The organism is Bacillus sp. AP8, from assembly GCF_000321185.1.
Classification (GTDB): Bacteria; Bacillota; Bacilli; order Bacillales; family DSM-1321; genus Bacillus_AD; species Bacillus_AD massilioanorexius.
In genome coordinates this window covers 20,472-43,470 of record NZ_CAPG01000010.1, presented here as the reverse complement: position 1 = coordinate 43,470, position 22,999 = coordinate 20,472, and the positions used below count along the sequence as shown (strand labels likewise).

The window sequence follows — 22,999 nt, the reverse complement described above, 5'->3', positions numbered from 1 at the left end:
TGTTTTATGATCGCACTAATAGATGTCCACATGTCTCATGGAGGTCAACCATCCCATGTCTCACAGAGTCTTCGCTCTCAAATTCCTACGTCCAATCTTTCCATGAGGTGGATGTCAGTTATGCTGCCCCGTTTCTTCAAGCGAATTTATTTACAGGGTATTTTGGATATTAGTTAAATAAAACAAGCCCTAGAGAAATAATCTAAGGAAACAACAACTCAACTTTTCTATAAACGTCCCATCTTTTTTTACAAACATCGTGACTTTTTTAATACACTAGTTTCATGATAGTTCACTTTTCCATATTTATTGAGAGAGTATAGAACACTTTAAAATATAAGTATCAAGAGAAAATTATATTGAGGAAAATAAAGAAATGAACAAAGTAAAGAAACAGGAAAAATAAGAAGAAGTGGTATTTAAAAAGACTTTTCGCCAATATAAAATAGTAGACATTAACTCATCAACTTTTAGTAAATACACAAACGATGGTTGCCATAAGGATGTATAGAAAAATACTGAAATCAGAATTATAGATAATAACAGGCATTTCGATTATATAAAAAGCGTGTACCTCTTAAGGTAACACACTTTTTTTCATACTATTTTAATAACTATCATCAATTATTATTAAGGTTACTCTCATATTGAATTTTATTACTTAGAACATCATCATAAAATTGCTCTTTCGTGTCAATATAATCAATAGATTCTTCAATCTCCTGCAATTTCTCCAGCAACGCTTTTTTCTTAAATTCCAGTATGCTTTTTCTTTTCGGTATGGATGATTCACCTATTAAACATAAATTAAGATATTCTTTCATTTCCTTAATGCTCATTCCACATTTTTTCAGACAGGATAGACTTTTTATCCATGCAATATCCCTGTCATCAAAAACTCTGTAGTTGCGCTTATCTCTTTTTACATTAGGTATCAGTCCTTCATTGCAGTAATATTTTAGTGTTTCATAGGTCATCCCTACTTGCTTACATACTTCTTTCATTGAATACATAAAAACCTCCTATTTAAACAGTCCAGAAGTTAAAAATAGATATTGACCGGTAGTTACTACCGGGTAATATACTTTTATTGTACTTAAAAAAGCAATTACAGTTAAGGAGGAATAGACTATGGAATATGTAAAATTGAATAATGGTGTAAATATGCCAAAGCTAGGTTTCGGGGTATTTCAGATTCCAAAGGAAGAATGTGAAAAATGTGTACTTGATGCAATTAAAGTAGGTTACAGACACATTGATACAGCACAATCTTATTTTAACGAAGAAGAAGTCGGTAATGCAATCAGTAAGTGTGGTGTACCGAGAGAAGAATTGTTTATTACTACAAAGGTATGGATTGACAATTACGGTTATGAAAAAGCTAAACAATCTGTATTAAAGTCTATGCAGAAGTTAAAAGTTGATTATATCGACTTGGTTCTGCTTCATCAGCCATACAGTGATTATTATGGTGCCTATCGTGCACTGCAAGATTTGTATGAACAGGGAAAAATCAGAGCGATTGGAGTTAGTAACTTTTCTCCAGATAGATTAGCTGATATTGCAGCCTTTAATAAAGTTACTCCGCAGATAAATCAAGTAGAAACAAATCCATTACATCAACAGATTCAGGCACAGCAAAATATGATAGAGCGTAATATTCAGATAGAAGCGTGGGCTCCTTTCGGTGAAGGGAAAAATAATATGTTCCAAAATCCTGTCCTAAAAGAAATTGCTGATAAATACAATAAATCTGTTGCACAAATTATTTTAAGATGGCTTATGCAAAGAGATGTTGTTGCTTTGGCAAAATCTTCTCAGGTAGAACGTATGAAAGAGAACTTTGAAATATTTGATTTTAGATTATCAAAGGAAGATATGGATAAAATCGCTACTTTAGATACGAAAACAAGCCTATTTTTTGACCATCAAACTCCAGAAACTGTTGATTGGTTTAGACAAATGATAGAAGAAAGAAAAGGTAAAATTTAATATCTTTTGCATAAAAAAGAATGTTTTCCTTTATTAACGCTAAAAAGTGGAGATAATGTGGGAAATGATAGTTATATATTTTAAAGAATATGAAAAACAGATTTTTCAGCGTCCTGACACTAGTTACTTAATAACAAGGCAATTTAATACTGAACCTTTTTACCCGTACCACTAGATAAAAAGAGAACACAATTATATTTTACCTCAAAAGAGTTTGACCTATCTTGAGTTCATAGATGAAAATTATTATCCATGAACTAAGGGCAGCATAAGAGAATACAGGAAATCAAGATTATCTTCTCAATGCGACCATTCAAGGGTCGCATTTTATTGTATGTAAGGGAATTTCAATTTACAAGTGCTCTGATTGTTATTTAGAAATATATTTTGGATATTAACCAAAAAATTTAATGAATAGGAAGCATCTATCCTCAAAGTATTTTCCATTTTATCTCTCCCTTTAGTTGCAAAACAAAAAAGAGCTGATCACACAGCTCTTGATATAGAAGTAAAGCCCCCGTTAATTGAATAAAAAACTAAAGGACCTAGAGACGTTCTATTCTTTTATCACTTCAAAGGGAGCAGCGACATATGTGGCTCCAAAACTTTGTATAACTCTGTATTCACCTGTGACTAATTTTTCTTTCAAGGAACTTAACAAGCATGTTTTTGATTTTTTCTCATTAAGCTGAAGAGTGTACCCTGTATCAATAACTGCTATATCTTCTTTAAAAGGATAGGAATACCAAGTTCCATTTATATTTCTCTCTAAATAAAACCCCTCACCGTAAGTAAATTCATCTTGACTTTCATTCTGAAAATTAACAGTGATTTCATTATCCGTTGTTTTATATTGTTCTTTTTCAGTCTTTATTGATATACCATTATTTGAACTTAAAAGTTCTTGTTCTGTTGCCTTTACAAGCGTTTCTTCCGACTCTTCTATTACCATTGATTGAGTTTCCGTTTTCACATTTCCACTACACACTACTAAAATGATTGTTCCAAGTAAAAATCCAAGAGAAAAATATTTTTTCAACATTCTCACCCCTTAAAAAAACTACATCTGTTAAAATGCTATGCATTCTATTAATCATTATATGCTCTTTCATATAAGTTTGAAGGGTCTTGAGAATAGATTATAAACAAATAAACTGGGAGGATCTAACAAACTTTAAGATAATTATTTCAATTCAATCGTATCCAATAGGGGGATTCATGACCTTGAAATTGGCCTCACAGAACGTATAAACATAAAGTGTAAAGTACTAGCTTCGAGCGAGCAGAAGTTTCCATTAGAAACTATTTGATTCCCTATTTTCAAGCTACACCTTTAGATAAGATTACAATGTATGATATTAATCAGTTGTACGTACAGAAATTACAAACTGGGCTAGCCAACGCTACTGTCAAACTCATGCATAATATCTTGTCAAAGGCTTTTCAAAAGGCTCTTAAATGGGGATTAATTAAAAGAAAGGATGCATTAGCCGATTACAAATTACAGCAGGACGAGCATCCAATGGATTTGGTTTTCCCTTCAAAGAACGGCACGTACCTAGAGCCGAGAAATTTGTTGCGCAAATATAAAATGCTCATTAAGAAAGCAAACGTACCGTATATACCGTTTCATAATTTGCGTCATACACATGCAACGATTTTAATGCGGATGGGTGAAAATCCAAAGGTTGTTAGTGAACGACTCGGTCATGCACGAGTCGGTATTACGTTGGATATCTATTCTCATACAAATGAGGAAATGCAGAAGAAAACTGCAGAGAGATTTGATGAAAACTTCTGGACATAATGGACAAAAAAGAAAAAATACAACCGCTAGAAGCATTGATACTGTAAGCTGAAGTGAGCTTTTTGTGCAGTCTATGTGCAATGAATAAAAATACAGGGATAAAATGGTTTTATCTAAAAACAAACAAAAAGCCCAAACCCTTGATACCACTGGGTTTGAGCTTCGCTAAAATGATGACCCGAGAGGGATTCGAACCCTCGACCCCATCCCTGTCAATTTTGTTTGGTAAAACCAAACTAGTTCAACTAAATTAAATACGTATGAAAAACATTGATTTAATAAGATTTCTATATCCTTTAAAATCAATTCAGTTAAATAAATTAAACTCAAAAAAATAATTATGTGAGCAAGTGGTCTTCCAAACACAGCAAAAATATCAATTATTTAAAATAGGATAAAGTGAATGTAATTCATAGTAGGAAAAATAATTCTCCTTGAAAAATTTTAAACAATAGTACTTTATGGAATGTCTTATATGTTTTCTATCATGTGAATTAAGAGGCAACAACAATTGGAAGTTCTCTCTATAAAGATTTAAGATACTTGAAGAAGTGCTTTTAATAAAGTAAAGCTATACTAAATACTAAATTTTTTTTATAAGAGATAGAAATAGAAATGTTACTATATCCTTTATTTTTAAATAGTTGATCAGCATTATTATGTAATACTACAGTTGGTTCTCCTTTATTTTTTTTACAATTTCAATGTCTTTCCATTTTATATTAGTATTTGTTAAAAAACCCTCTTCAAGCGCTTTAATAACAGCTTCTTTAGAACTGAATCTGCCAGCAATATATTCAGTCCTTCTACTCTCAGGGTAATCACTTGCTAGTTCAAGTTCTCTTTGAGTGAAAAGAAAATTCATATATTTTTCATTTTTAAGTATAAGCTTAAATTCGTTTTTCTCTGATATATCTATACCGATTTTCATAATTTCATCCAATAACAGTTGCCAATTTATTTTTTATTTTTTCATTTTTTAATATCTTCACGCTCTCTAACTCTAAATGTTGTTCTAATGTCTGAGTCCATTTATATGAAATGCGATACTTTCCATTAGTATATGAATCATATTTACCCTTTAATGCAAATTCTTTAATAGAACTTTCAGTACGTAAAAGTTCATTTTCTTCTAAAATTTGATTTGTAATTGTTTTCATATTTAAATATTTATATAAATATTCATACATCTCAATCAATGCTAAGTAACCATAGCCAATTCGATATTTTGGTAAAATACTTATTGATAGTTCACATGTTCTGTTTATCCAATCAATAGATGTGATCCAACAGTAACCAACAATCTGTTCTAGACTTGTTTTAATTATATAATGACGTTTGATATCTTGTTGATGCGATATGCCTTGTAAATGAATATTCTTAATTTGATTCTCATCAAACAACATAGAAAGATGATTTAAATTTTTTTGTACATGATAATCATATAGAAGATCCATTCTATTTTTAATATCACTTTCTTCCAAATGAAAAATCAATAATTTATTTTTCATCCCGCTTCCCTCCAATCAATAAAATATAACCTTTGATTATGAAACACACCATCATAAAAAAGATGATTATTCAGATTAGCTATTTCACAAAAACCGATTTTTTGAAAAGAGGATAATCTTTCATCATTTATTTCTTCAAATTTAATAAAATTGCCAATATTATAAATATCATGAATAATATCTAAAAATTCAACTATTAAAATATCACTTTCTAATACATTATCCTTTAAACAAAGAAAATCAATAACTGCAAGGTCATCTGTAAAATCTATTATTTCTATTAGAAAAACCCCTACAATTTGATTTTCAATGTAAGCGTTATATACATTAATGTTTTTTTGTACAAGTTTCTTCTTAATCAAATTTACATTGTCCAAATATGGGTTAACTGAAAAGTAAGTTGTTTTGACATTCGATATTTGACTTAATGTATCCGTACTTTCATCTAAACTTATTTTACGAAAGTCTATCATTAATATCTCCTCCCTTCATTAGAGCCCAAATTTCTCTATTTCTTCTTTTATGGCTCCAAAATAGATGTCCAGGAATAACACCTTCTTTTTTAAAACCAGCATGTTCTAAAATATTGATTTCATTTTTCCTTTAAGGACGAATAAATCCATATATTCGATTCAATTGTAATGTATTGAAAGCATATTCAATTGATTCTTCAACTAAGTCCTCAATTTTAAGATTTAAACTATCAAATATTGAGATTTGTATTTTAGAACGTCTATTAATGAAATCTATATCTTTATAATAAACAAAAGCTTTTTCTGGTACTTCTAATAGCCTTTCATCTTTTACATTAGTGGAAACATTATATTTAGGATAATAAATTTGAGGATTATTCTCTCTTATAGAAATTATTTCCTCAGGAATCCAATCCCACTCATATATTCTTTTTGAAACTCCCCTGTATCCCATTAACATTAGCTTCCCCCCAATTCAACGCCAAATCTACTTAATTCTTGAACTTTTTCTTTCTGACTTAATTCCAATTGTTCTTGTTTTGTTATAAATTTATGAAAATATATAATCGCATGTGATCTATCATCTTTTTGAATTAAATTATCCAATTTCCCTTCTATTGTAAAACCAATGTTTTTTAATAATGTTATATAATCATCATCAAATTCAACACAGTTAGTTGCTAATTTAATAACTCTAGATTTATGAGTGAACGCTTGAATAATCTGCTCAAGGATGTAACTACATGTTTGAATATTTAATTTATTAGAGAATCTAAAATCAATACTATAGTGTTTAGCAGCTTCCATTACAAGGTTGAATTCTACTAAACCTATAACCTTATTATTTGAAGTAATAATCATTGTTTCGGATTCTACTAAGTTGAGTATTTCTTCCTCACTTAAGTATTTAGGCGACATAGTCTTAAAGTAAAAATTTGATTCAGTAAATAATTTCAATATCTCTGTTGAATAGTGATTTTCATAATTTTGAACCATAAAACTTACGTTTCCACTTTCTTTTAATCCGGCAATTTTAAATTCATTTCTTATGACTTTTAACACAAACATCATACTCACAAATCCTAAAATATTCATACAAGAAATTGTCCAATATAAGTATTCCAGTTGATTATAATGACCTGTTAGATACCAGCCAACAATAATTATTGACAAAAAATAAACTAAATTCAGTCCTAATGCTAAAAAGCCTTTATTAATCTGTTCTAGTGTTGTAATAATCATTAGAATAACACCAAAGAATACAAAGGATACTTTACTGTACATATAATCGAATCCATACCTACAGTATAGACAGATTATCGAAAAGCTAAACAGAAATGAAGAGGAGAAATATATAATGAATAACTTTGAAATTTTAACTGCACAAGACATTGCAAAACTGTTAAAGGTATCTCGCGCTACAGCATACGAAATTATGGATCGTGACGACTTTCCAACGATTCGAATCGGACGAAACAAGCGAGTAATGGCACACGAATTCATGAATTGGATTCAAAATCAAACAAATAAACAATTAGCTTAAGGGGGATTTTCATCATGTCAGTCAGAAAAACAAGTAAACATTCCTGGTCTTTTAGAGTTGATGTAGGGAAAGATCCTACTACTGGAAAACGCCGTCAAATATATCGTGGAGGCTTTCCCACTAAGAAAACTGCCGAACTAGCCAAAGCTGAATTTATGACTAAAGTGAAAAACGAAGGATTCTTTACTCCTATTAATGAGATTATGGAAACCTTTATACATAGATGGCTATACACCGTTTACAAACATGAAGTACAATCAACAACCTTTGAGCGTGCAGAGAGCACCGTAAAGAATCATATCTTACCGGCTTTTGCTCAATCTAAAGTAAACGATATAAAAACATTTGATGTTCAGCAATTCTTATCTAATAAAGCAAAAGATGGTTTATCACCAGCTACTGTGAAGGTGATTAAAAACACACTAAGCAAAGCATTCCAAACAGCGATTGATTGGGAATTAACTCGTAAGAATCCAACCGAACGCGTAAAATGCCCTTCTATTGAAAAGAAAGAAAAAGAAACTTGGAATCCTGATGAAGTCAAGAAATTTCTCAATGCATGTGATGAATTACGCTGGAAGGTTGCTTTCTCACTCGCTATACATACAGGGATGCGCCGCGGTGAAATCCTTGCTCTTAAGTGGGATACAATTAATTTTGAAGAACAAACTATTAAAATCGTAGAATCGTTAGCTTATACAAAAGAACAAGGGCTTTACTTCAAATCCCCTAAAACAACAAACTCTATTCGTGAAGTAGTTATTCCTGCAAGTCTTGTCTCCTTGTTAAAAGAACTCCAACACGAGCAGAAGAAAATGAAACTGCGAATGGGGCCCGCTTTTCACCATTACAATTTAGTTGTTAGTACAGCTGACGGTAAACCGATACACCCTCGTAATCTAGCAAGAACATTCACACAGCTAATTAATAAAGCAGGCGTTAAGAGAATCTCCCTGCATGGGCTACGACATACGAATGCTACGATTCTTATGAAACAAGGAGTCAATCCTAAAATCGTCAGTGAACGTTTAGGGCATGCGAATGTGGGAATTACTTTAGATATATATTCTCATACTGATTTAAAGATGCAACAAGATACAGCCTCTAAATTGGAAGAAATACTAGCTTAGCTTTAGCTACAAGTAATAATCTTTATAGAATAAGTCCTTATATTTTCATAGTAGATTTGTAACCATCTTAAAGACTGCCTTATGCAGTCTTTAAGATATCATTTTAGAATTGAGAAACTAATTATTTATTACTTATTTCTTAATATCTTCTTTATCTCTCACATGCCCAATTATCTTTATCTCGATCATGTTTAGATGCATAAGCAGGATGATCAGAAGCTACACCATTAGGATAAACCTTGCGCATTTCTGTACAGTTTTGAAACGATTCACTTATACTTGCTTGTACTTTAGCTTTAGCTTTTGCCTGTGCCTCTGCTTCAGCTTTTGCCTGCGCCTCTACTTCAGCTTTTGCCTGCGCCTCTGCTTCAGCTTTTGCCTGCGCCTCTGCTTCAGCTTTTGCCTGCGCCTCTGCTTTAGCTTTTGCCTGCGCCTCTACTTCAGCTTCTGGTTCATTTTCAGTCTTCACTATTTCATTTGATTTACCATTTTCTTCTATATTTTTCACTTGAACATCATCATTCTTATCCGCTTGTTCTGATTTTGTGCCACTAAAAGCTGCGCCTAAAATCAAAAATAGGATGATACCTGATGTAATTACCCAACCTGGTTTTTTGAAAGAACTTTTTCCTTTTTTATTTTGGTACAGCATGTACCAACCAATTATAAATACAAGTGTACCGATAAGTGCTATTGGTGTAGCAGTAGCCATAAATAGCATAAATACAAGAATAATAGCAAAAATGTTTCCTTTTAATTTTTTCACCCTATTAAACTCCCCCTATTCTTTCATATCGAAACAACAAATCAACCATAATTATACATTAATTACATATTTTATTTAACATATTACAAAATATCATTAGGTTTATAAAATCTATCCCTAGACCTCAAAATGTGAATCATAAGAAAAATTTTTTATATATTGACAACAAAAATATTTATGTGATATTATAAAAATTTGCACAAACAACATATATGTGTTACTCTTAAAAAGGTTACCATATATGGAGGTGGAGTATTTGTTTCAAATTGGCGATAACATCGTTTATCCAATACATGGAGCAGGTATTATTAAAGCTATAGAAGATAAGGAAGTTTTAGGGAAAATACAACAGTATTATATTATCAACATGATCAATAATGGAATGGACATCATGATTCCAACCGATAAAATATTTAACCATGGAATCCGAGCTGTTACTGAACTTGTTGCAATAACTAATCTAATACAGATTTTTCAATTTGGAGATTCAGATAACACACTTGTGCGGAAACAACAATATAAATTAAATACTGAAAAAATTAAAACAGGTAAAATACAAGACAGTGTTGAAATTGTACGTGATTTATTACGTTTAAGACAAGAAAAAGCACTGAATGAAAGCGAAAAAAAAATGTTGAGCCAGGCACAGAAATTCCTATTAAGCGAATTAACATTAATCGAAGGAATCACCGAAAAACAAATGGCCATATTTTGTTGAAATAATGACCTCTCTTTTCAATCAATACGAAGATCATCTATATGGATAAAAAAGGTTGAACAACCTTATGACGCTCAATCTTTTAATTTTCATTTGCAATAACTACCTCTTTTACTGTTTAGATAGTAATATTCATGTTTCCTCAATCAAACAGAAATGATTTTATCATTTTTCTCTATCATACAACATAATCAATCACTTAATTTTTAACCCTGATTCACACTGGCACGGTCTAGGAACCGTAAGGATGAAAGAGAGGTAGGGCTTTCATCGTTTTAGGTATTTAAAATAAACGAACTAGTTAGTATAGGATAATCTATATAACTAAGTTGAAGAAGAGAATAAAAAATTAACTTGCTGTCTGCTTAAACCTATTTAATTGGACTATGTGTTTTTGGGTGCTTATTGTCCTTGTTATTAAAGTACTGTTCTTTAGCAGTACTTTTTTAAATTTCTTGGGGTTTGGTAGGGGGATTAGTCTCGATAGCGAGTAGCAATCCGTAACGTAGTGGAGGATCTAGGGTTTTTATAACTGTGTTTATTTTTGATTTAATAAGATAAGTTTGAATGATGACGCTGTCTCTAAGAAACTAAGTACAGAGATTAATCGTATTTTTGTAGCCATAACAAGGAGTGATCAGCTATAGTAAATAAAGATTGATCGAAGTGATGTATCTTTTATAATCAGGTACGATTTTTTTATAAAAAAGTTTGATTATTTTAATCTCCTTTATTTCATTAAAGCCCCCCCGTTAGCTCTATAAGATATTGCTTGTTTTTATTCTGTATATTACTTTTATAAAAGTTAGATTAGGGATTATGAATATTCTGTGTTATACTTAAGCCTACCATTGTAAATACTACTTGTTTCATTTTTTGTTGCATACAAACCCTATTCAAAATTGAATAGGGTTTTTGTACATAAAAAACGAAATTCACAATAAAAAAGACCCTACAAGAGGGTCTTTTCTTAGCTAATATTAAGCTTTTTGAACGTTAGTAGCTTGTGGGCCACGTTGTCCTTGTTCTACTTCAAACGTTACAGTTTGTCCTTCGTCTAAAGTTTTGAAACCTTCAGTTTGGATAGCTGAGAAATGTACGAATACGTCTTCTCCACCTTCACGCTCAATGAATCCAAAACCTTTGTCTGCGTTAAACCATTTTACTTTACCTTGTTCCATAATTGCTGCCTCCTAGTGTGGTAATTCCACACAATGTGTTACTATCCTTGCTCAAATACCTTAGACGAAAAACAAAATTTATTCTCAATCTGAAACCGAACAAAAATAATTCTTCTTTAGAATAACATATTCAGCAAGATATAGCAAATGAGTAAAAAAATCAGAATGTTTAGCTTGTAAATTCGTAGTTTCCTGATGCTACCCCTCTTTACATACTAAAAAACTCTTATCATTCATTACAGGAATGTTTCCTCTTTTGTTCCATTAAGAAAAAATTCAAATAATAGTCTTACTCTTAAGCTAAACTGCTCCTTTAGCTTAATAAGAACAAGGATGTATCAGAGCAACACTCTTTTAACACGAAGCCTTTAAGATATATTTTCTAAAATAGTTGACCATACTAAATAATACACCCTACCTCCATCTCAACATGGAGGTGTTTTATTGTCTGTCAAAAAAGTCGGGAAGGTATGGTCGTTTCGAATCGAAGCCAATCCAGATCCTCGTACCGGTAAACGGAAACAGATATACCGCAGCGGCTTCTCTTCAAAGAAAGAAGCGCTAGAGGAAATGTATAAGCTGCAAATGAAGGTGATGTCTGGTACGTACAATGAACCAACAAAATATCTATTCAAAGATTTCATTCTGAATTGGCTTCATGGAACGTACAAACATGAAGTGCAAAGTACGAGTTTTGAGAGAGCAGAAGCTTCCGTTAGAAACCATTTGATTCCTTATTTTCAAACTACGCCTTTAGATAAGATTACAACGTATGATATCGATCAGTTATATGCGCAGAAATTACAAGCCGGCTTGGCTAATGCTACGGTCAAAGTCATGCATAATATCTTATCCAAAGCCCTTCAAAAGGCGCTGAAATGGGGATTATTCAAAAAGAATCCGGTAGTGGATGCGACTCCTCCTTCCATTAAGAAGAAAAGGAAGCAAATATGGTCGGTGGAAGAAGCGAAAACCTTTCTGGAAGTGTGCGAGCAAGAGAATTACCTCATACCATTCCTATTAGCCATATTCACGGGCATGAGGCGTGGTGAGATTCTTGCTCTTCGTTGGATGAATGTTGACTTAACTAAAAGTGTGATTCATGTGGAAGAGTCATTGGCACGCACGAAAGCGGAAGGCTTATTTGTAAAGGAAGTGAAAACATCCCATTCGGAACGTGACGTTTTCCTCTCCCCTAGCTTGCGGGAGGCATTAGCCACTTACAAACCGCAACAGGAAGAGCATCTATGGATTTGGTTTTCACTTCAAAAAACGGTACGTATCTAGAGCTACGGGACATATTGCGGAAATATAAAATGCTCATTAAGAAAGCAAACGTACCGTATATACCGTTTCATAATTTGCGTCATACACATGCAACGATTTTAATGCTGCGGATGGGTGAAAATCCAAAGGTTGTTAGTGAACGACTCGGTCATGCACGAGTCGGTATTACGTTGGATATCTATTCTCATACAAATGAGGAAATGCAGAAGAAAACTGCAGAGAGATTTGATGAAAACTTCTGGACATAATGGACAAAAAAGAAAAAAATACAACCGCTAGAAGCATTGATACTGTAAGCTGAAGTGAGCTTTTTGTGCAGTCTATGTGCAATGAATAAAAATACAGGGATAAAATGGTTTTATCTAAAAACAAACAAAAAGCCCAAACCCTTGATACCACTGGGTTTGAGCTTCGCTAAAATGATGACCCGAGAGGGATTCGAACCCTCGACCCCATCCCTGTCAAGGATGTATTCTCCCACTGAACTATCGGATCTTACAATCTATTAAAAATTCTAAATGGTTTATATCATTCACTATAATATGGAAGAAAGAGGATTGTCAATGCATTTTCTCATCCGCTTTCTCTTCTAATTTCTGTATTATTGAAGATTGTTGTTTTTGAATAACTTTAGTAAATAAAATCAGTTGATAAAAAGGTTGGTTGCTTGGAACGACGTCTGAGGGAACAACGGAACTGGCGAGGCCCTTCACGGAGCAAGCAACATACCTCCTTGCCCCGAAAAAAAGCATCCTGTAGCGGAATTCCATTTATATTAACTACTTGTTAATAGGCAACAAAATTTTCGAACATAGACTTTCTACTTAGCATAAGTTCTTAAACAAGTCATTCTTTACTGTCTTTCATTTCTCATAAACATTTTTAAGATAACGACACCCGCTATCAGCATATAAAAGATCGATAGGCTGCAGGCTGCTAGAAACCCGATTGGAAGTCCGTTTTCACTGGATTGTTTTAATGGTTCGTATAGAAAGCGTAAGGGTGGTAGTACCCACAATATGAAGGTCAACCCTTTTGGTAATAGTGCTTCTATTTGAGTGTATGCTAAAGACATTGTTATCGTTAGTGAACATAGAAGCCAAACGTATTTGGATTCTGTTATTTTGGTCGCTGCAAAAAAGCTCCCTGTTAAAATACCTAATATACCTAAACCGAAATGACAGTATAATGCTAATATGTGATCAGTTGTTGTAACAGTAATAGTAAAGCTATTACTAATAATTGGGTATATATGAGCAATGATTATTAAAGGAAGCATCATAATAATGCTCGTTGCCCATTTCCCATACAGAAAATGCTCTTTTTGGCGGAGATGGACAATTAAAATATGCTTTTCGGCTGCTTCTTCTAGTCTTGATACATTCATTGAAATCCACGTCATAATAATGTACAAACCTACCGCAGAGTTTGCATAGCTGCCTAATATATCATTACTTTGATAAGCATATAGGATGACTACCCATGTTACATAAATGGCAACTGGTGGGATAAAAATTAATGAACGAATATAATTTTTTAATTGATAGGTCACAAACGATTTCATGTTATTTCTTCTCTTTCACTTCTATTATTGAGCAATCATGCTGAAGCAAGTATAGTAAGCAATCATCACATTCTCTTTCTCGTACAAGTAAATCGATAATATTTCGTTGTTCACTTTCGATTTTCCCATAAACTTTTAGTTCTTCTACTTGTAGCTTAGGTGACATTTTGACCGTAATGATTTTCATTCTTGTTTTCTCAGTGATAGCTTCAAATTTTATCATTTTCCCGTTTTCAAGAACCAATTGCTCTTCAGCTAATAAATCAACAGTTTCCTGTTCATGGGCAGTAAAGATTAGAGTTAAATCACGTTCTTTTTCTTGAATCATTTGAAGAAACGCTTTTTTTGAATCATCATCTAATCCAGTTAAAGGCTCATCTAATAATAAAATATCGCAATCATTGATAATTGCTTGAATTAATCCAGCTTTTTGTTTAGTACCTTTCGAGCAATGTTTAAGAAGAGTGTTCATATGTGGCTCGAGCTGAAATAACGTACTGTAATAATCGATTTTCTTCTGTACAGATTTAGGATGCTCTCCCCCAATAGTTCCGATATGTAATAAATATTCTTCTAGTTTAAAACGGATATGCTCAGGAAAATGTTCGGGAACATATCCAATTTTCTTTCCAAATGTATGGATCTCTCCAGATGAAGGAGCATAAATACCCGCAATCATCTTTAATAAACTACTTTTACCTGAGCCATTATGGCCTAAGATTGCCAGCTTTGTATTTTGGACAACTTCGAAGTTTAAATCATTCAAAATCTTTACATTATCAAATTTTTTCGAAACATGACTGGCTTTTATGGCATATTCTTTCATGTTCTTACCCTCATCTTTATATAGCTACTTTCATCTTATTTTATCAAATCTTACTTTAGAATAGCAGTACCTATGATTCAGAACTTTTAAACCAATCCAATATTTCGAAAAGAATAGAAATGCATGCAAACAGAAAAAAATGAACCGCTATGCTACAATTTTAATATATTTAGAGGAGGATTATGATATGAGTATTCCAATGGGGAAAATTCAAGAAATCGTGTTTCATAGTGATTCATTACAAGAAGATATCACTCTGCTTGTATATATACCTGCCAATTTTTCACCTTTACAAAAATGTACAATCTGTATTGCCAATGATGGAAAAGATTATTTTCAAATGGGAAGAATCGGTCGTGTAACAGACTCATTATTGTATGAAGGAGAAATCGAGAATATCATTATAATAGGTATTCCTTACAATGATGTTCAAGATCGTCGCACAAAATACCATCCTGATGGTGAAAAATTTGAAGCCTATGTTCGTTTTTTAGCTCATGAGTTGGTTCCATTTTTAGAGGAAGAGTTTCCTTCCTATGGTGTAGGACACGGAAGAGTATTAATTGGTGATTCATTAGCCGCTACTATTTCATTAATGACAGCCTTACGTTATCCACATACATTTGGCAAAGTACTAATGCAATCTCCCTATGTAGATGAAAAAGTGTTAAGTGCAGTTAAGGAATGTAAAGAACCACATCTCCTAAAGTTATATCATGTGATTGGCAAACATGAAGTCGATGTACCTACTACTGATGGAAAAAGAAGTAACTTCATAGAACCAAATCGAGAGCTACATAAAGCCATTTTAGAAAAGCAATTTCCACATTTCTATGAAGAATTTGATGGCGAACATACATGGAAGTATTGGCAAAAAGGTCTGCCACAAGCGTTACAATATATATTGTCTTTAGATGAATAAGACTATTAGATTAATTGATACTTAGGTTGATCTATTCATTCTTCTCATCAATTTATAATGGTATCAATTGGGTACTTACTGTCTCTAAATCTTTCACATATACCACAACACCTTTAGATTTTAGGGACAGTTTGAACAAAATAAAATAATTCCAAATATTTTTAATTTTTTGTTATAATGGAAGAACTTATCAAATATTAACTAATTACCTTTTATGAAGGAGGCTTTTTTATGAAATTTGGTATTGCTATATTTCCATCAAAAAAACTTCAGGACTTAGTCAACTCTTATCGTAAACGATATGATCCACACTATTCTTTGATACCCCCACATTTGACACTTGTATATCCATTTGAAACTTCTGAAGCAAATGTAAGAGAGATTGTAAAACAAATTGAAGACATTACAACAAATAGTCAACTAATTGATTTAAATATTTTAAAGGTTAGCTCGTTTCAGCCAGTAAATAATGTCATTTACTTAAAGGTTGACGCAAATGAATCACTTGAAGCTTTACAAAAACAATTGCATAATAACGTAACAGATACTGAAGAGGAATATTCCTATGTTCCGCATATAACACTTGCCCAAAAGCTATCAAATGATGAACATTCAGATATACTAGGGCAGTTAAGTATGCTAGATTTTCGACATAATGAAATCGTGGATCGTATTCATTTGTTATATCAATTAGATAACAATTCATGGTCTGTATATGAAACATTTCGTCTAGGAAAGGAATCATAATTAGTGAACGTAGAAATCGTAAAAAATAAACAACAGCTAGAAGAAGCATTTTCTATCCGTACAAAAGTATTTATCGAAGAGCAAAAAGTAGACGTAGAAGAAGAAATTGATCAATTCGAAGAAAGCTCAACTCATTTTCTACTTTATAATGAACATCAGCTTGCCATTGGTACTGGACGCTTTCGCGTTGTCGATGGAGTTGGAAAGGTTGAACGTATATGTGTTCTTCCGGATGTTCGAAAAAGCGGCGCTGGAAAAATCATTATGCAAGCGATCGAAGATTATGCCATGAAGCAAGAGCTTCCTAAGCTCAAACTAAATGCACAAATACATGCCATTGGTTTTTATGAAAAGTTAGGATACAACGTTGTTTCTGACGAATTTTTAGACGCTGGAATCCCTCATAAAACAATGACAAAAACGCTATAAACTAGCTATGGTTATTCTATTAAATGGCGTTTATCTCTATTGAAGTGTTTGACCAACATTAAACAATTAAATACCTAAACAAATGAGGGTGACAGGAGAATATTTCAGTTCTTCCTATCACCCTCATTTTATATAATCCATCTTATTCAACATTGTCGATTTCAAATTATATCTATTGTTTATCGGAATGGAGTAGTAATAATATATCCTGTATAATACATCCATTCTTTTAGAAAGAACGGTAATTTTGCTTCAAAAGTTCGATAGGCAGAAGTTGGTGTTGGAGAAGAATATACATTTAAATCTAGTTCTTTTGCTAGAATGACAGACCGTTTCATATGTAAAGGGTCACTCACTAAAATATAGGAATCGAAGTCGTAGTGTTTTTTCTCTACTTCTTCAAGCGCATATTGTAAATTCTCTTTTGTCACCATTGATTTCTCTTCTATTATTATATCTTCTTTCTTTACGCCTTTTTCTATAGCATAATCCATGGATGCTCTTGCTTCAGATTTCACTTCACCAGGAGCTAATCCCCCAGTAAAAATAATATAATCGACAGTTCCATCTTTATATAATTTAATAGCATGGTTGACTCTTTCTTTTAAAACTGGTGAAGGTTTTCCGTTCCATGCTGCTGCGCCTAATACTATAGCAGCATCGCTTTTCTTTTCATCATTTTTCATACCGAAAAAATATACACTTAATCCTGTATACATAAAAAAACAAAAAACGACAATAAAGGACCATTTTAAGAACCTAAACATATACCAATCACCTTTAAAGAAAATTTTGTGTAAAAAAAAGTCAACAAGGTCATCATACAACGTTTTCTAATGAAAAACTAGCATTTCACAAGTATTTTCAATATAAAAATTGTTAAACGAGCAAAAAGTCCTCGCATCTTCCCATTTTCTTTTTTTGTCAAAATTTGTTTTTTATTATGATTTTCTATCAAAAGTTCAAACGTATGAAGTAAACTTTCTAGTTCTAATTAAAATCTGCATAAAAATAACGGATTTCTAAAAAATAGTAGTGTTTAATAGTACAGTGAGTCATTATGTTCCGCTACTACTTACTTAATGGCAACAAAGTCTAGAAAAAAACAAATAAGCTATCCCCATTTTCATAAGAATAGCTTATCCTGACAAAGATGATTTTTTAAGTAATGGTGTCAATGAGTACACCCTTTCCAGTAATATGCGGAGCGCTTATAAAAGGCTGCTCAATCGTAACATTTCGTTTTTTGTTCTCTTTTTTTTCTATATAAGCAGGCTTTTGCTTTGATGGATTATTATAGCCGTTTTCTTCACTTTTCACATGTAATATAGCTGCAAACAGAGGCTGTATTCCTTTTACATTTTGATAGGATGCTAGTCTTTCATCGCTATAAGAGACTCGATTTCCATATTGAATAGATTCAAAAGGAATGACTGGAGGAATATATCCCATGTTTATCACCTCTACTTTTTAAAGTATCTATTTACATATTTACCCTTTTAAAAAATTTTGAAACACACGTATTATATACTTTTGGTTTAGTCTATGATTTGTTAATATGAAGATTGACTACTTTTTAACACTAGTGATAATGATTTGAGGGAAAGTTCATGAAACATGCAAAATTTCATCAAGAAATGATTGATTTAACTAAAATATCCGCAGATCTCCTTCAAGTTACATTTGAACGAGGTAAAAAAGGATTGTTAACTTGTCCTGTATGTAAAGAACAAGTTCGACTTTACCTAGGGATAAACGAAGCTCCACATTTCTATCATGTTGGTAAATCAAAGCCTCCATGCGAAATGCATATCGCTTCACCTACTTCGAAAGAATCAGACATGTATATTGAAAGAAATGGGTTTAAGCTCCCTACATCTAGAAGTATTACAAAAGAAATTGAACCTATCTCATATAAAAATTCGAAACCGATAAGTGGAAATCCTGCTTATATTTTATCGAAACCTAAAATAAGTGAAAATCTTCATCCTTATTTGCATTTATTAGAGGAGCAAGGTGGTGTCGTTCTAGATAACGATCAGCTTCAGGCTGTAACAACGATTGATGGTCCTCTCCTCGTTCTATCTGGCGCAGGTAGCGGAAAAACTCGCGTTCTAACGGCACGAACAGCCTATTTAATGAGAGTTGCTCAAGTTCCTCCATCGGAAATTTTACTCGTTACCTTTACAGCAAAAGCTGCTAAGGAAATGAAGGAAAGGATGCTTGGTTATCCTGATATTACAAACAAAGATGTAAATTGCCTAGTCTCTGGAACGTTCCATAGTATTTTCTATAAGATTTTACTTTTTCACGAACCACAATATTGGCAAAATAATGCTCTTATTAAATTCGATTGGGAAAAAGAATTTATTCTCAAATCTGCTGGTAGAGAACGTGGACTTGACGATAAAGAATTTGCCTATGATGCTGCTTTGCAGCAAATCGGTTTGTGGAAAAATTCACTTCTGTTCCCTGAAGAGATACGTGCACAAGACAAATGGGAAGAAGATTACTTATACCTATATAAAAAATACGAAGCTGAAAAAAGCCGAATCGGAAAATTTGATTTCGATGATATGTTAATTGGCTGTTATACGCTTTTTATGAATAATCCTGATATTCTAGAAAAATATCAAAATCGTTTTAAATATATCTTAATAGATGAGTTTCAAGACATAAATAAAGTGCAATATAAGCTTATGAAAATGCTTAGTAGAAAATCGAATAACATTTGCGTTGTTGGCGATGATGATCAATCCATTTATGCATTTAGAGGAAGCGACCCATCCTTCATATTAGATTTTGAAAAGGATTTTACAAACACAAAGGTCATTAAGCTTTCACAAAATTATCGTTCATCTCATCAAATCGTTGCTACAGCCAATCGAATTATCGCCAAAAATGAGAGACGAAAAGTCAAAACAATGGTAGCACAGCACGATCAAGGAAGTGCTCCTATCCTTTTTTATCCACAGGACGAAGAACAAGAAGCAACCATGATTGTGACAGATATCGCTGAAAAAATTGAAAATGGGGCAAACCCATCTGATTTTGCTATTTTATATCGTACACATACAATGTCTCGTGCCATTTTTGAAAGATTAGCAGAATCCAATTTACCATTTGTTATTGATAGTGATGCAGAAGCGTTTTATCAACGTCGGGTTGTTAAAAGTATGCTTGCCTTTCTACGATTATGCCTAAACGAAGATGATCTAGGAGCATGTGCCGATTTACTACCTGCTTTGTTCCTAAAAAACAGCATGCTTCAGGAGATAAAAGCACAAATCATTTTACAGGATTGTAGTGCATTAACAGCTCTTTCAAAAATTAAAACGGGACATGCTTTTCAAGAACGAAAACTATCAAAGTTAGCTACACAAATTAGAAGTCTGCAAAATTTGCCACCTTACGCGGCACTTGAGCGAATTGAAAAAGATTTTGGCTTCAATGATTATGTCAAAAAGCGTGGCAATGAAGGCAGCAAGATGGAAAAAGGATCGGATGATGTTCGAAACTTGAAAGTTGCCGCCAAACGCTTTACAGATTGCCAGACATTCATTGAACATGCAGACCATATGAATGCTATGAATAAAGAAGTGAAAAAACTTTCAAAGCACTTTCCTGATGCTATCTCACTAACGACTATTCATCGCTCCAAAGGACTTGAATATAAAAATGTTTATATTTTAAGTGCAGTTGATGGTGGTTTACCACATGATTTCGCCATGGATGATTATAGAAAAGGCAACAAACATGCCCTTGAAGAAGAACGACGCTTAATGTATGTTGCTGCAACAAGAGCACAAGATCAGCTGTACTTCTCCATTCTCCAAAGTCGAGGTGGCAAAACAGCGTATCCATCACGTTTTTTATATATGTAAATGTATCCGGTACTATAATTTGGCTATAACTTAAGCATTATGGGAACTCCTTGAAATAAGAGAGTTCCCTATTTTGTTATCCTTAGGAAACGTTGGTTTCTTGAAAAAACAAGAAGTGTTTAACCCAAAAGAGTATTTTTATATTTATTAAATGAAATGTAAATTTTTTTGTAAAGGCTGTTTTCTATAAGATTGTTGCTTTACAATATGTTCGATGAATAAAATCAGTGTATAAAAGGTCGGTTGAATGAAGCCTAAGGAGTGAGACTCCTGTGGGAGCAACGGGATAGGTGAGACCCCACAGGCACTACGTGCCGAGGATGCTCTCCGCTCGCCCCGCGGAAAGAGCATCCTGAAACGGAGTTCAAACAATACTCACTCCTTGTTCATTAGAAACAAAGTTTGCAAAACGAGCCTTTGTAAAAGAGGCAAGAGGCGTCTAAAAAGAGATTGAAAATCCCTTTTTAGACAGCCTCCTCTTTTCTTAAGTATTCATATTACGATTTTTTATTATTTATCATACTAGCAATTGTACTAAAATCAAGCTGCTTACCGTCATTGATAATCGAGCTTACAATTTTATCTTCCAATTCTTTATTAACCGGCTTACCTGCCATTTTCGACACACGTTTGATGACACCACGAACTGTATTTTCATCTTGGAAATTAGCGCCTTGTAAAGAATTAGCTAAATCCATTACATCCTTCATATTAACTCCTGTTTTCTTTTCCATGTTTTTAAAAAAATTAGTATCCATTGTTTAAGCCCTCCTTCTCTGTATGGTCATTGTATGAACAAATGATAAAAAAGTGCTTAGACACTGGAAACTAAATAAAAAAACATTTGGTGAAATTTTTTCTCTCGTCCATACCATTTACCCAATTCTTACATATCATAATGTGAGATTTATTTTAAAGGGGGGTAAACTATGTCTCAATCTAAGAAACGTCGTCGTTGCAAAAGATGTAATCACTTAACTTCTTGTAAATTTCATCGAAATCGCTGTCGACCTCATGAAAGTTCAAGTTCCGATTTATGTTCTACAAGTGTTATGATTAATAAACGTTCTGAAAGTAGTTCAAGTTCATCTAGCTCTAGAGAAAGCAGCCAATCTAGCCGTCATAAAAGACATTGCTGGAGAAACACACGTAATTATGGACGCTGCTGGAAAAAAGGAGAATCAAACTTCCCTGCTTAGACGCCAAGCTCTAATCGTAAACTTAACGAGGAGAGAAAATAACGTGAATAGAACAACACTAAGGGGCTGTCTGAAAAGTGATACATTATCACTTTTCAGAGGCCCCTACGCTTTATGTGATCTCCCTTTTTTATGGATATGTTTACATACATGTATTCTTCTTTTCTAAAAAGCTGATGCTACACGCTTTGTCCTGTTCTTTGCTTTATTTACTGTATAGAGTGTGTTCATCTAACACCATCTATTTTATGTAGCAGATATTAATTAACATATCTTTACAAACAAAAAAGGACGGTTTCCCGTCCTTTTTGTCTTAGCAACAGAATGAAGCTCCTACAATTATTAATAGGATAAACAGTACTACGATTAAAACAAACGTTGAACCGTATCCTCCACCGCATCCACCGCCATAGCCATATCCTGCACCGTAGCCTGCACCGTAGCCTGCACAACAGTTACCACCATATCCGTAGCCACCAAACATTCCCTTCACCTCGCTTTCGCTTAGTTCTTTTTAACATATGACAAAGTAAAGGATTATGTTTGGGCTTTTCCCTACCATCTTATTAATTTTCATTACAAGTTCTGTAAAATGAATCGTTAAAGTTGTAATATTCTATAAAAAAGCCAGTAGATTTTGATGAAATTTCAACCCTTAGGTTTAAAAATGAGAGCACCTATAAATCCGAAAATAATTGCGGATGAAATACCTGCACTCGCGATTTCAAACATTCCAGATAATACTCCAACTAATCCATGCTTCTCCGCTTCTTGTAATGCTCCATGAACAAGCGTATTTCCAAAGCTAGTGATTGGAACTGTCGCTCCTGCCCCTGCGAAATCAATGAGTGGCTCATACCAACCGAAACCATCTAACACGGCACCAATCACAACTAATAAACTAAGTGTATGTGCTGGAGTCAATTTAGCGACATCAAACAATAATTGACCGAATACACAAATCAGTCCACCAATAACAAATGCCCAGAAAAACATTGGCAACATATCGTTTTTCATTCC

General features: G+C 33.1%; 28 protein-coding genes and 1 tRNA gene. 12 read left to right on the top strand and 17 right to left on the bottom strand.

The window, feature by feature from the left end; genetic code table 11:
• Positions 1–620: 620 nt before the first annotated feature.
• Complete coding sequence (locus BN349_RS01830) at positions 621–1,013, bottom strand: MerR family transcriptional regulator (protein WP_019240565.1); 393 nt, start codon at positions 1,011–1,013, stop codon at positions 621–623.
• Positions 1,014–1,131: 118 nt separating this feature from the next.
• Between BN349_RS01830 and BN349_RS01825 the strand changes: the two genes are divergently transcribed.
• Positions 1,132–1,992, top strand: a complete 861-nt coding sequence (locus BN349_RS01825) for an aldo/keto reductase (RefSeq protein WP_019240564.1) — start codon at positions 1,132–1,134, stop codon at positions 1,990–1,992.
• Between the two features lie 556 nt (positions 1,993–2,548).
• Here the strand turns inward: BN349_RS01825 and BN349_RS01820 are convergent.
• Positions 2,549–3,034 (bottom strand): immunoglobulin-like domain-containing protein, encoded by a 486-nt coding sequence (locus BN349_RS01820; protein WP_019240563.1) that lies wholly within the window; start codon positions 3,032–3,034, stop codon positions 2,549–2,551.
• A gap of 306 nt (positions 3,035–3,340) precedes the next feature.
• Here BN349_RS01820 and BN349_RS24665 point away from each other — a divergent pair, with 306 nt between their 5' ends.
• A complete protein-coding gene (locus tag BN349_RS24665; protein WP_148335393.1) occupies positions 3,341–3,799 on the top strand; it encodes a tyrosine-type recombinase/integrase in 459 nt (152 codons plus the stop codon).
• Between the two features lie 667 nt (positions 3,800–4,466).
• Here the strand turns inward: BN349_RS24665 and BN349_RS23050 are convergent.
• From BN349_RS23050 to BN349_RS01790, 5 genes are all read right to left on the bottom strand, one after another.
• Positions 4,467–4,730, bottom strand: coding sequence for a holo-ACP synthase (locus BN349_RS23050; protein WP_019240561.1), 264 nt, complete (start codon positions 4,728–4,730; stop codon positions 4,467–4,469).
• A 4-nt stretch (positions 4,731–4,734) separates the two neighbouring features.
• Complete coding sequence (locus BN349_RS01805) at positions 4,735–5,310, bottom strand: GNAT family N-acetyltransferase (RefSeq protein WP_019240560.1); 576 nt, start codon at positions 5,308–5,310, stop codon at positions 4,735–4,737.
• Positions 5,307–5,783, bottom strand: coding sequence for a hypothetical protein (locus tag BN349_RS01800; protein ID WP_019240559.1), 477 nt, complete (start codon positions 5,781–5,783; stop codon positions 5,307–5,309). The genes BN349_RS01805 and BN349_RS01800 overlap by 4 nt, the downstream gene beginning before the upstream one ends.
• A gap of 130 nt (positions 5,784–5,913) precedes the next feature.
• A complete protein-coding gene (locus tag BN349_RS01795) occupies positions 5,914–6,243 on the bottom strand; it encodes a hypothetical protein (protein ID WP_019240558.1) in 330 nt (109 codons plus the stop codon).
• Positions 6,243–7,025: a hypothetical protein gene (locus BN349_RS01790; protein ID WP_019240557.1), complete on the bottom strand. Its 783-nt coding sequence runs from the start codon at positions 7,023–7,025 to the stop codon at positions 6,243–6,245. Before BN349_RS01790 ends, BN349_RS01795 begins: the two co-directional genes overlap by 1 nt.
• Positions 7,026–7,140: 115 nt before the next feature.
• Here BN349_RS01790 and BN349_RS01785 point away from each other — a divergent pair, with 115 nt between their 5' ends.
• Positions 7,141–7,326 (top strand): helix-turn-helix domain-containing protein, encoded by a 186-nt coding sequence (locus BN349_RS01785; protein ID WP_019240556.1) that lies wholly within the window; start codon positions 7,141–7,143, stop codon positions 7,324–7,326.
• Positions 7,327–7,340: 14 nt separating this feature from the next.
• Positions 7,341–8,456, top strand: a complete 1,116-nt coding sequence (locus tag BN349_RS01780) for a site-specific integrase (RefSeq protein WP_019240555.1) — start codon at positions 7,341–7,343, stop codon at positions 8,454–8,456.
• Between the two features lie 151 nt (positions 8,457–8,607).
• Here BN349_RS01780 and BN349_RS26540 read toward each other — a convergent pair whose 3' ends face one another.
• Positions 8,608–9,222, bottom strand: coding sequence for an excalibur calcium-binding domain-containing protein (locus BN349_RS26540; RefSeq protein ID WP_019240554.1), 615 nt, complete (start codon positions 9,220–9,222; stop codon positions 8,608–8,610).
• A gap of 241 nt (positions 9,223–9,463) precedes the next feature.
• Between BN349_RS26540 and BN349_RS01770 the strand changes: the two genes are divergently transcribed.
• Positions 9,464–9,940 (top strand): CarD family transcriptional regulator, encoded by a 477-nt coding sequence (locus tag BN349_RS01770; RefSeq protein ID WP_026089115.1) that lies wholly within the window; start codon positions 9,464–9,466, stop codon positions 9,938–9,940.
• Between the two features lie 980 nt (positions 9,941–10,920).
• Here the strand turns inward: BN349_RS01770 and BN349_RS01765 are convergent.
• Positions 10,921–11,121: a cold-shock protein gene (locus tag BN349_RS01765; RefSeq protein WP_019240552.1), complete on the bottom strand. Its 201-nt coding sequence runs from the start codon at positions 11,119–11,121 to the stop codon at positions 10,921–10,923.
• A 444-nt stretch (positions 11,122–11,565) separates the two neighbouring features.
• Here BN349_RS01765 and BN349_RS01760 point away from each other — a divergent pair, with 444 nt between their 5' ends.
• Both BN349_RS01760 and BN349_RS26535 read left to right on the top strand, forming a co-directional pair.
• The gene (locus BN349_RS01760; protein ID WP_019240551.1) at positions 11,566–12,408 is read left to right on the top strand and encodes an Arm DNA-binding domain-containing protein; all 843 of its coding nucleotides are present in this window, start codon (positions 11,566–11,568) and stop codon (positions 12,406–12,408) included.
• Positions 12,369–12,656 (top strand): tyrosine-type recombinase/integrase, encoded by a 288-nt coding sequence (locus tag BN349_RS26535; protein ID WP_019240550.1) that lies wholly within the window; start codon positions 12,369–12,371, stop codon positions 12,654–12,656. The genes BN349_RS01760 and BN349_RS26535 overlap by 40 nt, the downstream gene beginning before the upstream one ends.
• Positions 12,657–12,831: 175 nt before the next feature.
• On the opposite strand, the gene BN349_RS01750 is transcribed toward BN349_RS26535, so the two are convergent.
• From BN349_RS01750 to BN349_RS01735, 3 genes are all read right to left on the bottom strand, one after another.
• Positions 12,832–12,903: transfer RNA gene (locus BN349_RS01750), tRNA-Val, on the bottom strand.
• Positions 12,904–13,261: 358 nt separating this feature from the next.
• A complete protein-coding gene (locus BN349_RS01740; protein ID WP_019240548.1) occupies positions 13,262–13,972 on the bottom strand; it encodes a hypothetical protein in 711 nt (236 codons plus the stop codon).
• Between the two features lies 1 nt (position 13,973).
• Complete coding sequence (locus BN349_RS01735) at positions 13,974–14,798, bottom strand: ATP-binding cassette domain-containing protein (RefSeq protein ID WP_019240547.1); 825 nt, start codon at positions 14,796–14,798, stop codon at positions 13,974–13,976.
• 187 nt (positions 14,799–14,985) lie between these two features.
• Here BN349_RS01735 and BN349_RS01730 point away from each other — a divergent pair, with 187 nt between their 5' ends.
• The 3 genes from BN349_RS01730 (at position 14,986) to BN349_RS01720 (ending at position 16,896) form a co-directional block, all read left to right on the top strand.
• Complete coding sequence (locus tag BN349_RS01730) at positions 14,986–15,720, top strand: alpha/beta hydrolase (RefSeq protein WP_019240546.1); 735 nt, start codon at positions 14,986–14,988, stop codon at positions 15,718–15,720.
• 231 nt (positions 15,721–15,951) lie between these two features.
• Positions 15,952–16,467 (top strand): YjcG family protein, encoded by a 516-nt coding sequence (locus BN349_RS01725; protein ID WP_019240545.1) that lies wholly within the window; start codon positions 15,952–15,954, stop codon positions 16,465–16,467.
• 3 nt (positions 16,468–16,470) lie between these two features.
• Complete coding sequence (locus BN349_RS01720; RefSeq protein WP_019240544.1) at positions 16,471–16,896, top strand: GNAT family N-acetyltransferase; 426 nt, start codon at positions 16,471–16,473, stop codon at positions 16,894–16,896.
• Between the two features lie 179 nt (positions 16,897–17,075).
• Here BN349_RS01720 and BN349_RS01715 read toward each other — a convergent pair whose 3' ends face one another.
• Both BN349_RS01715 and BN349_RS01710 read right to left on the bottom strand, forming a co-directional pair.
• The gene (locus BN349_RS01715) at positions 17,076–17,663 is read right to left on the bottom strand and encodes a YdcF family protein (RefSeq protein WP_019240543.1); all 588 of its coding nucleotides are present in this window, start codon (positions 17,661–17,663) and stop codon (positions 17,076–17,078) included.
• A gap of 394 nt (positions 17,664–18,057) precedes the next feature.
• The gene (locus tag BN349_RS01710; protein ID WP_019240542.1) at positions 18,058–18,348 is read right to left on the bottom strand and encodes a hypothetical protein; all 291 of its coding nucleotides are present in this window, start codon (positions 18,346–18,348) and stop codon (positions 18,058–18,060) included.
• Between the two features lie 158 nt (positions 18,349–18,506).
• On the opposite strand from BN349_RS01710, the gene BN349_RS01705 reads away from it, so the two are divergent.
• Complete coding sequence (locus tag BN349_RS01705; protein WP_019240541.1) at positions 18,507–20,780, top strand: UvrD-helicase domain-containing protein; 2,274 nt, start codon at positions 18,507–18,509, stop codon at positions 20,778–20,780.
• Positions 20,781–21,277: 497 nt separating this feature from the next.
• Here BN349_RS01705 and BN349_RS01700 read toward each other — a convergent pair whose 3' ends face one another.
• The gene (locus tag BN349_RS01700) at positions 21,278–21,538 is read right to left on the bottom strand and encodes a stage VI sporulation protein F (protein WP_019240540.1); all 261 of its coding nucleotides are present in this window, start codon (positions 21,536–21,538) and stop codon (positions 21,278–21,280) included.
• Between the two features lie 171 nt (positions 21,539–21,709).
• Between BN349_RS01700 and BN349_RS25705 the strand changes: the two genes are divergently transcribed.
• On the top strand, positions 21,710–21,979 hold the full coding sequence (locus BN349_RS25705; protein ID WP_148335391.1) for a hypothetical protein: 270 nt from the start codon (positions 21,710–21,712) through the stop codon (positions 21,977–21,979).
• A gap of 313 nt (positions 21,980–22,292) precedes the next feature.
• Here BN349_RS25705 and BN349_RS23035 read toward each other — a convergent pair whose 3' ends face one another.
• Positions 22,293–22,463, bottom strand: a complete 171-nt coding sequence (locus tag BN349_RS23035; RefSeq protein ID WP_019240539.1) for a YjcZ family sporulation protein — start codon at positions 22,461–22,463, stop codon at positions 22,293–22,295.
• Positions 22,464–22,627: 164 nt separating this feature from the next.
• Positions 22,628–22,984: a stage V sporulation protein AE gene (gene spoVAE, locus BN349_RS01690; protein WP_019240538.1), complete on the bottom strand. Its 357-nt coding sequence runs from the start codon at positions 22,982–22,984 to the stop codon at positions 22,628–22,630.
• Positions 22,985–22,999 lie beyond the last annotated feature (15 nt).

Excerpts from the sequence above, each read along its gene's own strand:
- BN349_RS23050 (WP_019240561.1), bottom strand. The coding sequence starts at position 4,730 with ATGAAAATCGGTATAGATATATCAGAGAAAAACGAATTTAAGCTTATA.
- BN349_RS01770 (WP_026089115.1), top strand. The coding sequence starts at position 9,464 with ATGGAGGTGGAGTATTTGTTTCAAATTGGCGATAACATCGTTTATCCA.
- BN349_RS01705 (WP_019240541.1), top strand. The coding sequence starts at position 18,507 with ATGAAACATGCAAAATTTCATCAAGAAATGATTGATTTAACTAAAATA.
- BN349_RS01715 (WP_019240543.1), bottom strand. The coding sequence starts at position 17,663 with ATGTTTAGGTTCTTAAAATGGTCCTTTATTGTCGTTTTTTGTTTTTTT.
- BN349_RS01710 (WP_019240542.1), bottom strand. The coding sequence starts at position 18,348 with ATGGGATATATTCCTCCAGTCATTCCTTTTGAATCTATTCAATATGGA.
- BN349_RS01800 (WP_019240559.1), bottom strand. The coding sequence starts at position 5,783 with ATGATAGACTTTCGTAAAATAAGTTTAGATGAAAGTACGGATACATTA.
- BN349_RS23035 (WP_019240539.1), bottom strand. The coding sequence starts at position 22,463 with ATGTTTGGTGGCTACGGATATGGTGGTAACTGTTGTGCAGGCTACGGT.
- spoVAE (WP_019240538.1), bottom strand. The coding sequence starts at position 22,984 with ATGTTGCCAATGTTTTTCTGGGCATTTGTTATTGGTGGACTGATTTGT.
- BN349_RS01740 (WP_019240548.1), bottom strand. The coding sequence starts at position 13,972 with ATGAAATCGTTTGTGACCTATCAATTAAAAAATTATATTCGTTCATTA.
- BN349_RS01700 (WP_019240540.1), bottom strand. The coding sequence starts at position 21,538 with ATGGATACTAATTTTTTTAAAAACATGGAAAAGAAAACAGGAGTTAAT.
- BN349_RS01730 (WP_019240546.1), top strand. The coding sequence starts at position 14,986 with ATGAGTATTCCAATGGGGAAAATTCAAGAAATCGTGTTTCATAGTGAT.
- BN349_RS26535 (WP_019240550.1), top strand. The coding sequence starts at position 12,369 with ATGGATTTGGTTTTCACTTCAAAAAACGGTACGTATCTAGAGCTACGG.
- BN349_RS01820 (WP_019240563.1), bottom strand. The coding sequence starts at position 3,034 with ATGTTGAAAAAATATTTTTCTCTTGGATTTTTACTTGGAACAATCATT.
- BN349_RS24665 (WP_148335393.1), top strand. The coding sequence starts at position 3,341 with ATGTATGATATTAATCAGTTGTACGTACAGAAATTACAAACTGGGCTA.
- BN349_RS01805 (WP_019240560.1), bottom strand. The coding sequence starts at position 5,310 with ATGAAAAATAAATTATTGATTTTTCATTTGGAAGAAAGTGATATTAAA.
- BN349_RS01765 (WP_019240552.1), bottom strand. The coding sequence starts at position 11,121 with ATGGAACAAGGTAAAGTAAAATGGTTTAACGCAGACAAAGGTTTTGGA.
- BN349_RS01830 (WP_019240565.1), bottom strand. The coding sequence starts at position 1,013 with ATGTATTCAATGAAAGAAGTATGTAAGCAAGTAGGGATGACCTATGAA.
- BN349_RS25705 (WP_148335391.1), top strand. The coding sequence starts at position 21,710 with ATGTCTCAATCTAAGAAACGTCGTCGTTGCAAAAGATGTAATCACTTA.
- BN349_RS01725 (WP_019240545.1), top strand. The coding sequence starts at position 15,952 with ATGAAATTTGGTATTGCTATATTTCCATCAAAAAAACTTCAGGACTTA.
- BN349_RS01780 (WP_019240555.1), top strand. The coding sequence starts at position 7,341 with ATGTCAGTCAGAAAAACAAGTAAACATTCCTGGTCTTTTAGAGTTGAT.
- BN349_RS01785 (WP_019240556.1), top strand. The coding sequence starts at position 7,141 with ATGAATAACTTTGAAATTTTAACTGCACAAGACATTGCAAAACTGTTA.
- BN349_RS01795 (WP_019240558.1), bottom strand. The coding sequence starts at position 6,243 with ATGTTAATGGGATACAGGGGAGTTTCAAAAAGAATATATGAGTGGGAT.
- BN349_RS01790 (WP_019240557.1), bottom strand. The coding sequence starts at position 7,025 with ATGATTATTACAACACTAGAACAGATTAATAAAGGCTTTTTAGCATTA.
- BN349_RS01735 (WP_019240547.1), bottom strand. The coding sequence starts at position 14,798 with ATGAAAGAATATGCCATAAAAGCCAGTCATGTTTCGAAAAAATTTGAT.
- BN349_RS01825 (WP_019240564.1), top strand. The coding sequence starts at position 1,132 with ATGGAATATGTAAAATTGAATAATGGTGTAAATATGCCAAAGCTAGGT.